This window comes from Tessaracoccus luoxuelianae, assembly GCF_055326245.1.
Genome location: NZ_JBUZNO010000002.1, coordinates 119,021 through 132,616, shown reverse-complemented (window position 1 = coordinate 132,616; position 13,596 = coordinate 119,021). Strand labels below are relative to the sequence as shown.

Annotated in this window: 9 protein-coding genes; 1 reads left to right on the top strand and 8 read right to left on the bottom strand. The window is 69.1% G+C overall.

The window, feature by feature from the left end; genetic code table 11:
- Positions 1 to 30 precede the first annotated feature (30 nt).
- Entirely contained in the window at positions 31 to 744 is a 714-nt protein-coding gene (locus ACZK39_RS03240; RefSeq protein ID WP_463612498.1) for a hypothetical protein, read from the top strand.
- Here the strand turns inward: ACZK39_RS03240 and ACZK39_RS03235 are convergent.
- The 8 genes from ACZK39_RS03235 to ACZK39_RS03200 all read right to left on the bottom strand — a co-directional run bounded on the left by ACZK39_RS03235 (position 655) and on the right by ACZK39_RS03200 (position 13,569).
- On the bottom strand, positions 655 to 1,926 hold the full coding sequence (locus ACZK39_RS03235; RefSeq protein ID WP_463612497.1) for an ATP-binding protein: 1,272 nt from the start codon (positions 1,924 to 1,926) through the stop codon (positions 655 to 657). The two genes, ACZK39_RS03240 and ACZK39_RS03235, sit on opposite strands and share 90 nt — an antisense overlap.
- A 93-nt stretch (positions 1,927 to 2,019) precedes the next feature.
- Positions 2,020 to 2,277: a Txe/YoeB family addiction module toxin gene (locus tag ACZK39_RS03230; RefSeq protein ID WP_463612496.1), complete on the bottom strand. Its 258-nt coding sequence runs from the start codon at positions 2,275 to 2,277 to the stop codon at positions 2,020 to 2,022.
- Positions 2,277 to 2,519, bottom strand: a complete 243-nt coding sequence (locus ACZK39_RS03225) for a type II toxin-antitoxin system Phd/YefM family antitoxin (RefSeq protein WP_463612495.1) — start codon at positions 2,517 to 2,519, stop codon at positions 2,277 to 2,279. The genes ACZK39_RS03230 and ACZK39_RS03225 overlap by 1 nt, the downstream gene beginning before the upstream one ends.
- A 135-nt stretch (positions 2,520 to 2,654) precedes the next feature.
- Positions 2,655 to 2,981 carry a 3'-5' exonuclease gene (locus tag ACZK39_RS03220; protein ID WP_463612494.1) on the bottom strand — a complete coding sequence of 109 codons (327 nt, stop codon included), beginning with the start codon at positions 2,979 to 2,981 and terminating at the stop codon, positions 2,655 to 2,657.
- A gap of 115 nt (positions 2,982 to 3,096) precedes the next feature.
- Positions 3,097 to 4,137, bottom strand: coding sequence for a PASTA domain-containing protein (locus tag ACZK39_RS03215; protein WP_463612493.1), 1,041 nt, complete (start codon positions 4,135 to 4,137; stop codon positions 3,097 to 3,099).
- Between the two features lie 619 nt (positions 4,138 to 4,756).
- A complete protein-coding gene (locus ACZK39_RS03210; RefSeq protein ID WP_463612492.1) occupies positions 4,757 to 4,990 on the bottom strand; it encodes a hypothetical protein in 234 nt (77 codons plus the stop codon).
- Positions 4,991 to 4,997: 7 nt separating this feature from the next.
- A complete protein-coding gene (locus tag ACZK39_RS03205; RefSeq protein WP_463612491.1) occupies positions 4,998 to 7,250 on the bottom strand; it encodes a UvrD-helicase domain-containing protein in 2,253 nt (750 codons plus the stop codon).
- Positions 7,243 to 13,569 carry a DEAD/DEAH box helicase gene (locus tag ACZK39_RS03200; RefSeq protein WP_463612490.1) on the bottom strand — a complete coding sequence of 2,109 codons (6,327 nt, stop codon included), beginning with the start codon at positions 13,567 to 13,569 and terminating at the stop codon, positions 7,243 to 7,245. The genes ACZK39_RS03205 and ACZK39_RS03200 overlap by 8 nt, the downstream gene beginning before the upstream one ends.
- Positions 13,570 to 13,596: the final 27 nt, after the last annotated feature.

The following is a 13,596-nucleotide window of genomic DNA, read 5'->3' as shown; positions in this document are numbered from 1 at the left end:
CCCACGTCTGACCCGGGGTAGCGTGACGCTGTGACCGAAAACCCGTGGTACTCGCAGCTTCGTGAAGTCTGGAGACCGAGCCATGTGAGCCTTCTACTCATCGCCGAGTCCGCCCCTGACGATGGTGGCGATCCAAGCAAGCGGCGATTCTTCTACTCGGAACGACTCGGCCCCGACAATCTCTTTCGCGGAGTAGTGGCGGCGATGTACGGGGTCACCAGCCACGACCTGGCCCAGCGAGGGAAGCGCCCGTGGCTCGAACGCCTTCACCAGGACGGCTTCTACCTGATCGATCTTGTGCCCCATCCTGTGAACGCCAGTCAGGCGCACCTCCGCAGGAGGCGTGCAGAGTATGTCAACGACTGCGTGCAGCGCGCCTCTGAGCTGAACCCTGACGGGGTCATAGTGGTCAAGAAGGACCTGTACCCCCTTCTGCAAGGCCCGATTCGGGCCGCCGGGCTCACCCTCCTCCACGACAGCGGCATCGCCTTCCCTCTAGGGAACACAAGGGGCGAGTTCATCACCGAATTCAACACCGCCCGCGAGCGGCTTCGGCCGTCAAACAACGCTCCAGACGGCGCAGCTCAGCCTGCTTCCCGGACCCACGGACTCGCTGGCAGCACTGTCCCCAGCGCGGCAGAGTCGGATGTCCAGTCACGGTGCGAGGAGTCCGAGGGGGACCACAGCGATGCCGTCGGGACGCCGGTAGGCGTTTGGCCCGGTGTTGATCACGACTGCGTCTAGCAGCTTGTCGCCCATGCGGTCGGCCAGCCAGTGGAGGTGCTTGGTGTCCTGGTCGGTGACGGTGTTGGCCAGTTTGACCTCGACCGCCAGGGCTCGGCCGTCGTCGCGGACGACGACCAGATCGACTTCGTGGTCGCCGTTGCGGGTACGCAGGTGACCGACAGCGGCTTCCGCTGCCTGCGCCGGGACCCGGACGCACAAGGTCACCAACGACTCGAACAGGTGACCCAGAACGCTGCCTGACTGCGGACCCACCGACGTGCCAACGCCATCAAGCAGAGCGTCACGGCTGAGGCCTAGGAGACGCGCGGCCAGCGCCGGGTCTGCAAGATGATGCTTGGGCGTCTGCCCCAGCCGGGTCAACAGACTCCCGGTCGGCGCCCACGCCGGCACCGGGTCCAGCAGCCACAAACTGGACAACACGTCACGGTAGGCGATCGACGTGGAGCGGGCCGGCTTATCGCCCTGCCCCGGCGTGGCGGCATCCAGGATCTGCGCATAGCTCGCAGTGGTCGCCGTCGCCGCAGCGTAGGCACGCAACCACGCCAACATCGCCTCAGGCTTCCGCACCGCCAGCCCCTGTTCCGGGACGTCACGATCAACCGCGTTGTGCAGGTAGGAGTCGAGCTGGAACCGCCGCGACCGCCCCACCAATGGTCGCATCGCCGGGAAACCCGACGCGACGATCTCCTCCACGTAGTCGCTCAAAGTCAGCGGGCACGACCCGGCCAGCGGCCCGCGATCTCCACCCAGCAGACCCCGCAAGCTGACCGTGGGCTGCGTCACTCCCCGCTCGGACAAGGTCATCGGACGCATCCGCAAACGGCCGATCCGACCAGCCCCGGAATGCGCCGTGGCGCCCGGCGCCGGGGAGGCGCTGCCGACCAGCAGGAACTGCCCGCCCGTCGGATCAGCATCCACCGCACGGCGCACGACGTCCCACACCTCGGGGACCTTCTGCCACTCGTCAATCAACAGCGAACGCCCACGCCCCAACACCTGCTCCGGCTCCGCGGCGATCGACTCACGAATAGCCCTCGAGTCCAACCGCACCACTCCGGCAACCCGCTGCTCAGCGGTCGTGGTCTTCCCCACCCCTTTGGGCCCGTCAACCGCGATCGCCGGAACCTGCCCGAACAGCTCATCCAACTCGTCATCAAGAATCCGGCGCGCATACTCCATGCATGAACCATACAAGAAGCAGGATCTGAATCAGTCAATTAGCACGGCATGAATCAGACAGATTGCATGCTCGCACATTGGCAGATGAGTTGGTCAGCTGTAGTGGAAGTGTGCCTGCAGGATGATCAGGTCGTCGCCGTCGACCAGGTACACCAGGCGGTGCTCCTCGGCGATCCGTCGGGACCACGCACCGGCCAGCATGTGTCGCAGTGGTTCGGGCTTACCTATTCCGCTGACAGGGTCGCGCATCGCGTCGTCGATGAGGCGGTTGATCCGTGTGAGTGTCTGCCGGTCGGCTGCCAACCAGTACGTGTAGTCCGACCACCCGTTCGGCGTGAAGACCAGCCTCATCAAATGAGGTCGTGCTTGTCGCGCTGCCCCGCATGTGCCTGGGCGAGGCTTTCGAGCAGGTGTCGTGCGTTGGCGGGCACCCGCAGGAGGTGAGCGGTCTCCGTGAGCGCGTCGTAGTCAGCTCGGGACATGAGCACTGCGTCACCCCGCCGGGATGTGATCTCGACCGGCGTGCGGTCTTCATTGACCTGCTCGATCAGCGGGAACAGGTTCTTGCGAGCTTCACTTGCGGTGACAGCCATGGCCACCCTTCTCTCCATTGGTACTACTTCTTGTACCAGTATGACATCGAGGTCAACGACAACCAACCACCCGACCATCGGATCCGAACTCGACCCGCGGCCCAGCACCAAGCTCCTCGCGTCCGCGACAACCGCTCAGGCGGAGGCGGGCAGCAGTGACGACGGCGCGCCGCTGTACGTCACCACCAACTCGTCCCGCGCCCGCGACGCCGCCACGTACAGCAGCGACCGTTCCCGCAGCTGCGCCTCGCTGAGTTCCTCGTCGTCATAGTCGTAGGCCTTCAGCCCCATGGGCATCGAGTCCTTGTTCAGCCCGAACAGCAGCACCCGCGCGAACTCCGTGCCCTTCGCCCGGTGCATGGTCAGCGCCACCGGGTAGCCGGGCTTCACCGTCCCCGCCTCCAGGGCTCGGACCTCGACGCCCCGCTCCCCCAGCCCGGCGACGACGCGGTCTCGGGGCATCGACGCCCTTGACGTAGCGGCCGGGCGCGCCGAAGGCCTCGGCGAGCTTCGGTCCCCCACGCCCGCCGATCCAGCGTTGACCCTCAGGTAGGCCGCTCAGCACAGCGACCAGGATCTATTCTCCGTTGGACACGAACTCGATTGCGTCGACCTGGATTAGCAGAGAGGTCGTGCTGCCGCCGATCTGCGTCTCGTACTCGTATGATCCGGACACGGTGGCCCACATCTTCACGACATCACCTTCGATGATGTCATCCAGGATTGGGCAATTCGTGTTGCCATCGCCGGCGAACGCCGCGGTGTTCTGGTCGTATTCGAATGAGTACTCCTGTTCCGTGTTCGCTGAGTTCGCCATGAACCCGCACTTACCGGTGAAGGAGTCGAACTGGAAGATGTGGCTGTAGAGGACGACCCGCTCACCAGTATGCGCGTCAGGATCCTTGCCGATTAGTCCAAATTCCCGCTCACTGAGAGACGCGTACTCTCCTTTGTTTACCGGTCGAGGCGCCGCGCTGACGGTGACCACGCCACCCTCATCGGCTTCCTCGCCAGCGGCTGGCGTCTGCTGCGAGATGACGTACTCGTCAGGCGAGCCACCCGGGTCTATTGTCAGCCCCGTCTCGCTCAGAGCACTCTCAGCTTCGCCGACGGCCATACCTACTACGTTGGGCACCTCCACCAGCGGAGGCTCAGCAACCAGCACTATCGCCGAACCCACCTCCACCTCTGCACCGACCGCGGGATCGGTCGCGGAAACTACGTCGCTCGCCCCTGCGCCTCCGTTGTTAACGGTGAACCCCACATCCTGCAACGCGACGATCGCCTCCGACACAGGCATACCGACCACATCGGGCACTAGGGCAAGCTCTGGCGCGACCTCCTCGACCGTCGTGACCGGTGTCTCCTTCGGGGCAACAGTCGCGGCAGCCACTCCTTCCTCGAAGCCATCAGAAACTTCGCTCGGCGCGACGATCAGCGCGGCGGTGATGATCAGTGACGTCAGGGCAGCGAGCCCGCCGAGAACCATCCCGGTGATCGCCATGGGCTTCGACTGCACGCGCTTCAGCGCTAGCACTCCAAGCACGATCGCCCCCGCACCGGCGAGCAGTCCGACGACGGGTACCCAGCCCAGCAAGAAAGCGACGACGCCGACCACCAAGGCCGCGATCGCCAGACCCTTTGCCGGCGGCGGTGGCGGTGGCGGTGGCGGTGGACCCGGCACCCGGTAAGGGACCCCGTACGGTCCGGACTGATTTCCCCCAAAGTTACTAGTCATAGCACGAAACCTAGCAGGAGGGTCTGGCTTCGATTGCGGCGGGAGGTCCATTGGACGCAGCTCACTATCGTTATCCGCAGTGCCGTTCCGAATGGTCTGGGGTGCATGGTCACGGGAATTCCTGTTCGAGCCCCTGTGCCGCGCAGAATTCTGTCATTCAGAGGAGCCTCACCCAGCCTGGCCCACGGCTCCGCCGACCGTCTCGTCGGGGCTGCCCGTGACCCAACGCGGCAGCGGCGAGGTCCAGGGCATTCTCACCAGGTGCCGCCTCGCAGAGTGGAGGCGACACTGTCTTAGCCGAATCGCTCGGTGTGCTGCGCGGCGTCACTCCGTCACCGTTCGCGATCGTGGGGTCGACGCTGACATCCAAAGAATCGCACCACCAGCTATCAGTTTCACGGCAACATCCGATTCTCTGCTGTGGCAGCTCCACGAGGCTTTTCCTCGTTACCCCTAGTGGCTCGAGTCGCAATAGGCGGCGGAGAACCCGACCGCCGCCTCAAGGGTCTTGGAGACGAGCCGCGCAGCGAGACAGCATCTCCGAGACGTCTACGCCTAGGCCATCGCAGACATCCTCAAAGTCGGCCATCGTCCAGACAGAATTCCCGGCGCAGAGGGTTCTTGCCTTGCCGTCGCTGCAGTTCAACCAGAAGGTGATCGCCTTGGGCTTCAGTTCCTGGCGCTCCAGCTCGGCGCGCACCTCGCGCGACACCGCCATGTTCAGCCGCATCATGATTCCGCTACTCCTCAGTCCCGCCAGCCGCCACTGTGCCCGTCGAGCTCGGCAGCAGCGACGACGGCGTGCCGCTGTACGTCACCACCAACTCGTCGCGGGCCCGCGACGCCGCCACGTACAGCAGCGACCGTTCCCGCAGCTGAGCCTCGCTGAGCTCCTCGTCGTCGTAGTCGTAGGCCTTCAGCCCCATGGGCATCGAGTCCTTGTTCAGCCCGAACAGCAGCACCCGCGCGAACTCCGTGCCCTTGGCCCGGTGCATCGTCAGCGCCACCGGGTAGCCGGGCTTCACCGTCCCCGCCTCCAGGGCTCGGACCTCGACGCCCCGCTCCCCCAGCCCGGCGACGACGCGGTCGCGGGTCACCCGGTCGCGGACCAGCACCGCGACCGTCTCCGCCGCCACCTCACCACCAGACACCCAGGAGCCGACCAGGTCCGCGGCGAAGTCCAGCTCCGCCGTCAGCGTCGGGAACGACCGCACCTCCGGCTTCGGGCCCGTCCGCGCCGACAGGTAGCCGGCCATGGTCTCGGCCTCGCCGTCGGAGTCGACGACCTCCTGCCCGGTCAGCACCCCGACGGCCCACGCCAGGTTTTGCGCCGTGGTGCGGTAGTTGAGCTTCAACCCCCGCGACCGGCCCTGCGTCCGGATCCCGTACGCCGAGAGCATCAGCTTCTGCCCGTAGATCCGCTGGTGGGCGTCCTCGGCGATGAAGATGTCGTTGGACGCCTCGGCCGCCAGCGCCCGGACCAGCTGCCAGTGGCAGGGCTTGAAGTCCTGCCCCTCGTCGACCAGCACATGCCGGGCGGTCCGCTGCCCCGTCGCCTCGAGGTGGGCGGCGGCGATGGAGGCGGCCTCGGCGAAGTCGAGCGTGCCGGCCTCGCGGGCGGCTCCGCGGTAGGCCTCGACGACGGCCCACACCGCCTTGCGCCCCGCCCGCGACAGCCGCACCCCGCGGCCCGGCCGCGCCACCTTCAGGTAGTCCGCGAGCTGCGTGATGCGGTGCGGCAGGATCACCATCTCGTACTCCGCGGCCAGGAACGCGGGCTTGCGCAGCTTCTCGTCGAGGTCCTCACCGGCGCGCAGCATGGCCTGGCGCCACGCGGGCTCCGCATCCGTCCGGCCGGAGATGTCGGTCCGCCCCACCCCCAGCACGGTCGCGACGGCCTCGCTCACGTCCGCGCCCGCCGACTGCACCACGGCCCGGGCGAGCGCATCGATTCCCTTGACGTGCAGCCCGGGCGCGCCGAGGGCGTCGGCGAAACGGAGGTCTGGGTCGAGGCGCTCGAGACTCCGCGACAGCTCGGCGGCCAGGTTGGTGGTGAACGTCGTGACGACGATGGGCGCGCCCGGGTCCTCGACGGCCAGCCGCCGCGCCCGGTGGAGCACGACGACCGTCTTGCCGGTCCCTGCGCCGCCGGAGATCCGGTAGGGGCCCTTCCAGTCGCCCCGCACCCAGGTGCGCTGCTGCGGGTGGAGGAACACGCGCCAGGCGGAGAAGTCGCCGCCGGTGATGACCCGGCGGAGCTCGTCGGCGCCGGCGAGCTTGGCGAACCCCATCTGGGCGGTGGGGTGGTCGAAGCTGTCGAGGAGCTCCTGGTCGCTGACCGGCTCCGGCTCGACGAACCGGGTGGCGGCCTCCTCGTGGCTCATCGGACGGTTCATGATCTCCAGCTCCTGCTGGATCTGCGAGATCGACTCCCCGTCGGCCAGCAGCAGCAGCGCGAGCCCCTGCCATTCCGGCAGCGTCTGCGCGAACGCCTGCATCGCGTCCTTGCTCGTCAGCGCGACGGCCTGCTCCGCTGTTGCCGGCGGGATGCCGAGGGAGACGGTGAGGTCGGCGGCGCTGAACGCGATCAGCGGTTGGGGCGCTGCCGGCAGAGGCTCAACTCCAGCCGGCTCCGCCCACGTCAGGACCGGCTCCGGCGCCGCCGCCTCGCTGTACTCCGGCAGCCCGTTGATGGGGTTGATCGTCAGTTTGACCTTGGCGGCCATCGTGTAGGCGTCGTCGTGGTTGTAGATGCCGTGCACCACGTAGGCGGTCGAGGTGGGCGTGGTGAGCTTGAACAGCAGCGCCCGGTACTGCTGGTCCACCCGCCCGGTGCGGGCGCGGGCGTCGGCGGCGTTGTTGACCGGCTCAATGTGCAGGCCGGGCGCGCTGTCATCCTGGGCGAGCTTCTCGAGGAAGCTGTAGGCCTTCTGCTTGATCGACGAGTCGAGCAGCTTGTCCTGCTTCGGGTAGATGATGACGCTCTCAGGCACTGCTCTGTTCCTTCCATGCCGCCGCGATCGCGGCCGCGTCGGGCGCGAGGATGCGCCACCCGTCCACCTCGACGCCCGCGGTGGGGTCGAGCTGCACCGCGATCCTCTCGCTCGTCCACACCAGCTCGAACGGCACGCCGTCGAGTTCGTAGCCCACCTCGCCGTCGGGCGCGGCCACCCCGGCCTCGCTGAGCGCGGCGATGAGGTCCAGCACCTCGGCCGACTCCCCCGCGAGCTCCTCGACGATGGGCTGCCACTCGGCGCCGACGTCGACGCCACCGTGCACGATGTCCACCACCGGAGCCGCCGGGACGGCCGCGGCCGAGCGGGCCTCGAACGCGGCGATCGACGCCGGCAGCAGCGCCAGGACGTTGGCCAGCCGCAGCCACTCGCGCCAGGCCTCCTTGGCCTCGGGGATGTTGAGGTCGACGGTGTCGTCGAGCACGGCGGCCAGCCGCACCGAGCCGGGGGCCGGGACGCTCACCGCGACGACGAGGCTCCCGTGCCGCCAGACCCGGGTCTGCCCGCCCGATCCGGACAGCAGGCCGACCGCGAGGTCGTCCACCGGCCCGTCCGCAGGAGCGGCGCCGGAGGCGAACACCGAGAACGCCGCAGCCCGGGCGAAGCGCTGCAGGTTGTCCGGGTCGGGCTGCTGCATCCACCCGGCCAGGAACGCCAGCGGCCCGCCCAGGAGTGCCTCCCGCGCGGCGGCGGTGTGCTGCATCGTCGGCTCGGCGTTCAGCCGCTGGGCCAGTGGCGCCTTGAACCATGACGGCGGCGCCACCGCTTCGCCCGCCTCGTTGAGTGCCAGGTCCTGCGCCGTGATCGCCAGGACGAGGGTGCCGCCCTGGCGGAGGATGCGGCGCTTGGCGGCGTCGTCGGCGATGTTGTTGCACTTCGGGGAGGCGTGGAACTGCCAGCCGTCGGTGAAGATCGCGACGTCGGGCAGGCCCTCGCTGGAGAGCACGAAGTCGGGCTTGGAGTTGGCGACGTGCACCTGCGGGCGGAGCCGGAAGGTGCGGCTGCCGAGGGAGACGGTGATGATGTTGCTGCCGGAGATGCTCGGGGTCTGCTTGACGATGCCGCCGAGCTTGGCCGCCAGCCTCAGGAACGCGGCCCGGAACCGCTCCTCCAGCCACGACTCCCCCGTCGGGTCCGGCGCCGGCGGTGCCGCCGTGACCTTCCACGACGGCACGAGCGGCGGCTGCCCGCCGTCGATGCCCAGCAGCGTCCGCAGGTGCCGCTCGGCGGCGACCCGGGAGGTGACCTCGCGGTTGTACGGAGCGGCGAATGGCAGCAGGCAGCGGTGACAGGACAGGCGCCCCTCGTCGGCGCAGGCGCAGTCCTTGACCCGCTCCAGCGCGCCGGTCAGCACCTGCCACAGCTCGCGCGGATCGGCCAGCTCGGCCAGGTATCCGGTGCCGCCGGGGACGAGGTCGTGCAGGAGGAGGGCGTCGCGGTTGTCGAGCAGCGGGTCCTTGATGAAGGCGACGTCGAGGTGGTCGGGCGCGCCGCCGTAGTTCTCGCGCAGCCCGAGGAGCACGGCGGCGGTGAGGCTGGGGACGGCGAACACGTCGTCGCCGAACGCGATGCCCTGCGGCAGGGTGAGCACGACGCCCTCGGTGGTGAGCTTGCGGGTGAGCAGCACGGAGCGGGTGTGCTCCTCGTGGCTGTGGCGGTGCTTGCACCAGGGCCGGTGCTCGTCGCGTTTGTTGGCCAGGCCGGTGCGGTCGAGGTGGCCGCAGGCCTCGCAGATCCGGAACCGCGGCCCGGCGAGCCGGTTGCCGGCGATGGTGATCTCGCCGGCGGTGTGGCGGCGGGGGCCGAGGTTGTACCAGCGCACATCCATGCCCTTGAGGTACGCCACGCCCAGCCCGCCGGTGGTGTACCAGCGGTCCTGCACGGTCTGCGGGTCGACGTCGGCGGCGGTGACGATGGAGAAGCCGGCGCGAACGCGCTCGTCGTTGGAGTCGTCGATGCGGGACTCGTCGCGCCGGACGAACGCGGAGACGCGGGTGAGCTCGATGGTCTCGAAGCGCTGGCCGACGTCGTTGATGCCCGACTTTCCGCAGCGGGGGCAGGTGGTGGGGGTGTCGTCGCCGTCGTGGCTGTAGCCGCAGTGGGGGCAGAGCCGCACGGTGCGGATGGCGGAGCCGTCGTGGCCCACCTCGACGGCGTCGATGTCGATCTGGTGGCCGCCGACGTAGAACGACGCGCCGGGCGCGAAGTCGCGCAGGGCGTTGGCGCTGGCGCGGGAGTAGTCGGCGGCCTCGGAGTGGTATTCGCCGGTGTCGGAGTCGATCCAGCTCATGGTGACGTCGAGCTGGACGGAGTCGTCGACCAGCGAGTAGTTGGGCAGCAGCCCGATCCGCTCCAGCGCGGAGATCCAGAAGTCGCCGTAGGCGGCGCCGATCTGGGCCTCCAGCATGCGCTGCTCGGCGCGGGCCTCCTTGAGCGCACGAGCGTCGTCGTCGCTGTCCTGCTCGCGGGCCTCGAGGTCGGGCATTTCGGCGACCAGCTGCTCGAGGCGGTCCTTGAGGTCCTGCTGCTCGGCGTGCCAGCGCTGGGCGGCGCGGCCGATGGTGACCACCAGCCCGCTGGAGCCGTCGGGCCCGGGGGTGGCCCACTCGCGAAGGGCCTCGGCGGCGTCGCGGCGGAGGGTGGCGGTGAGGTCGCCGTCGACGGCGAACGCGGCGAGGAAGCGGTCGACCGCGCCGGGTTGCCGGGAGGCCTCGACGAGCTGGTCGAGGAAGGTGTTCTTCCCGCCGGTGGGCTGCGCGAGCGCGGTGCCGGTGGTGCGGGGGTGGATGGCGTCGGGGTCGCGTGCGAGGCTGTCGGCGAGGTGGGCGATGTACTGGCGGCGGAGGATCTCCTCGGCGCTGAGGTATGTGGCGGGCGGGGTGACGGCGCCGTTGATGAGGGAGAGCGGGTCGCCGAGGCGGGGCAGGAACTCGCCGCGGCCCTGGACGAAGGCCAGGTCCAGCGCGTTGCCGGTGAGGCGGCCGGCGCGGCCGACGCGCTGCACATAGTTGCTGACGGTCCGGGGCAGGGAGGCGAGCATCACCGAGGAGAGGTCGCCGATGTCGATACCCATCTCCAGCGTCGGGGTGGCCACCAGCACGTTGGGCGCGGTGGGGTCGTCGGCGCTGGACTTGAAGGCGTTCTCGTACTCGAGGCGCTTCGCTGTGTCGAGCAGGCTGGTGTGTTCGCGCGCGACAACGCGCCGCACCTCGGAGGAGCGGTAGAGGCGTCGGTAGTAGTTGTCCGCGTCGCCGGTGTGCCCGGCGAGGGTGCCGGCGCAGGTGGCGTGGAGGCAGGGGCCGCCGTCGAGTTCTGCGCCGGTGGCGAGGCTGACGGGGAACTCGCCGTGGCAGGTGGTGCAGCGCAAGGTGTGGCGGCCGGCGTCCACATCCGAATCCTCGGTGGGCGCGACGACGACGCGCTCCGGCTCGATGGCGTAGACGGTGGCGCCGCTGCGGGTCTCGACGGCGTGGAGCAGCTGGTCCTTGGCCAGCTGGTCCAGCAGGGTGCGGGCGAGCACTCCCCCGGCGGCGCCGTCGACGCTCAGGCAGCGACGGGCCCACTGGGCGTACCAGGCGCGGGTGCCGGTGACGGGGTCGAGCAGCGCCTTGTTCGCATCGATCTTCGCGCCGCCCACCCGCGGGAAGGCGGGCGTGGAGCGGCCGGGAGGGAAGGGCGGCATGTACTTGGCGCGGCCCTTGCGGCTCCACAGGTGCCAGCGGTTGCCGTCCTCGGTGACGTACCGCTCCAGCCACGGGTGCCAGATGCCGCCCTGCGTGCGGATGCGTTCGACGGCACCGCGGGCCCAGGCGGTGAGCATCCGGTCCTCCACGTCGTGGGGGAACAGCCCGGGGTCGAGCGAGTCGAGTGCCTTCATGGCGGAGCGCAGCAGGTCGGCTTCGTCGATGGCGACGTGGGCGCTCATGGTGCCGGTGCGCTCCAGGGTGCGGCCGAAGCTGCTGGTGAGGCCGAACTCGAGCGTGGCCGAGAACAGCAGGCGTTCCTTGGCGATGGCGGTGAGCTTGGCGGGCGGGTTGTCCCGCTCCCAGAAGGGCTTGAACTCCTCCTCGCGGGCGGTGAGGTTGGGTGCGAGCAGCCGGTAGCGCTTGAACTTGTCGTCTTTGGCCTGGTCGACGGCGTGCTCCACCAGAGCGGGCAGCGATCGCGGCGCGTCGCCGGCGGCGCGCAGCACGGAGCGCAGGGTGAGGGTGTGGGAGCGGGAGGAGACGAAGCCGGCGCGGTGGGCGGCGTCCTGGACGGAGTCGACGAAGACCAGCGACTTCTTCTCGGCCTCATCGAGGGTGGCCTGGCCGAACATGTTGGACAGCGTCACCGACATCAGGGTGGCAATGGCGCTGCCGGTGAAGCGGATGGCGTCGGTCTGCCCGCAACTGGGGCAGGTGTCCTTGGCGGAGTCGTCGTCGGCGTCCTCGCCGGTGTGGGTGACGACGCGCAGCACGCGGCCCTCGCGGACGGCGGTGGGGTCGACGTCGGTGGGTGTGGTGGTGATCCGGCGATCGCGGGGGTCGAACCAGGCCAGCCCGGTCTCGGGTGCGGCGTCGGAATCGACCTCGGCGGAGGCGTTGAGCAGCGGCCGGAACCGGCCCTCTCGGGTGACGTGGTGGCGTCGGATGTTCTCGTCGTTGGCTGCGAGCGTGTCACCGACGGGGCCGAGCTCGACGCCCCAGCCGGAACGGCCGCAGAACCGGCAGTGGATGGCCGGGAACGCGATGCCCCCGCCCTGGGTGGCGTCCTCACTGGCGACAGGTGGGCCGTCGTCGGCCCAGCGGAAGCGGGCGGCCGAGTCGGCGTAGCGGTCGATTCGGCTGAGTTCCCGCACCCACATGTGGGCCTCGGTGGACGGCATGGTCCGGTCGGGCCCGCCGTCCTTGCCGCGGGCCCGCAGGTGTCCGAGCGCCCCGTGGACGGCGATGACGAACCGACGGCGAACGTCCAGCGTCTCAGGGGTGCCGCGGACGAGTCGCGCCAGCTCGGTGACGTCGGTGGCCTGCGCGGTGGCGGCGAGGAAGTCGCGGATGAACGCGCTGGACTTCGCGAGTGCATTGAGATCGGCGGTGTCCGGATCCTCGTGCAGAGCGGACAGCACGATCCGGCACAGCTCGGCAGGCTCGGTGTCGTCGTCGATCTGCCCGACGACGTCGGCAGCCACCTGCTCCGTGACCTCCACTCCCCCGCCTTCTCCGCTGGCTGAGGTGCGAGCGCCAGCGAGCCTCGGAGCCTGAGAAACGGCCAGGGACCAGTCATCCGGAGCCAAGCGCTGCTCGCCCACCACACTGCCCTCATCGACCTTCTCGCCGAACACTCGCGTGGCGAACTTCGTGATGTCCCGATCCTCAGAGACGGCATCCTCCCGCGGCCCCAGGGTTGCGGACGTCCCCACAGGCGTGATCCGTCCCAGCGGCCGACCCCACTCCTCGGCACTGTGGGTGTCGCCAGTGCCTCCCCGCTCCGGCCAGTACGACTTCAGCGCCAACCCAAGCCGGCGCAACAGCATGGCGACATCGGTGCCCTGCGCCCCGTCGTAGGTGTGGAACTCGTCGAGCACCAGGTAGGTCAGCGACTCGGCCGACTTCTCCCACAGCCTCTGGTCGGCGGAACGCAGCAGAAGTTGGTCGAGCATCTTGTAGTTGGTCAGCAGGATGTCCGGCGGGTCGTCACGGATGATCGCCCGGTCGGTGATGAGCCCGTTCTCCGTGACCTTGGTGGCGGGACCCGAGCGCTTTCCAGCGGCAGAGACGGCTGCCTCACCCGTGTAGAGGGCAGCCGTGATCGAGCCGAGGGGCTGGTGGCCATCCGCGTCGCGCTCGGTGACCAGGCGGGCAAGGCGCTGCGCCTGGTCGTTGGCCAGGGCGTTCATCGGATAGAGGATGAGGGCCTTCATGCCACCGACTCCCTGCCGACGGGCGCGGAGGCAGTGGTCGAGGATCGGGTAGAGGAAGGCCTCTGTCTTACCCGAACCGGTGCCGGTGGTGACCAGCGTCGGTTGGGGACGGCCGTTCAGGCTGGAGAGCCGCCGAAATGCTGCTGCCTGATGGGCGTACGGGTCGAAACCGGAGGGCATCCAGTCAAGCGGAGCGACGGCTCGGCGCGGGGCTGCGCTGAACGGCATCCCTGTCCGCAGGTAAGGGCCCTTGAACATCCCTTCCGCTTCATCCGCCAACAGTTCGCGGAGAGCTCCCTGCGCATCCGAATCGACGAGGGCGAAGGTGGTGGTGAGGTAGTCAATGAGGCCTGCCCGCAGCCGCATGGAGTGACGCCCGGGCAGCAACTCACTCACAACGTCTTCCTCCTGCGCGGGGGCGAC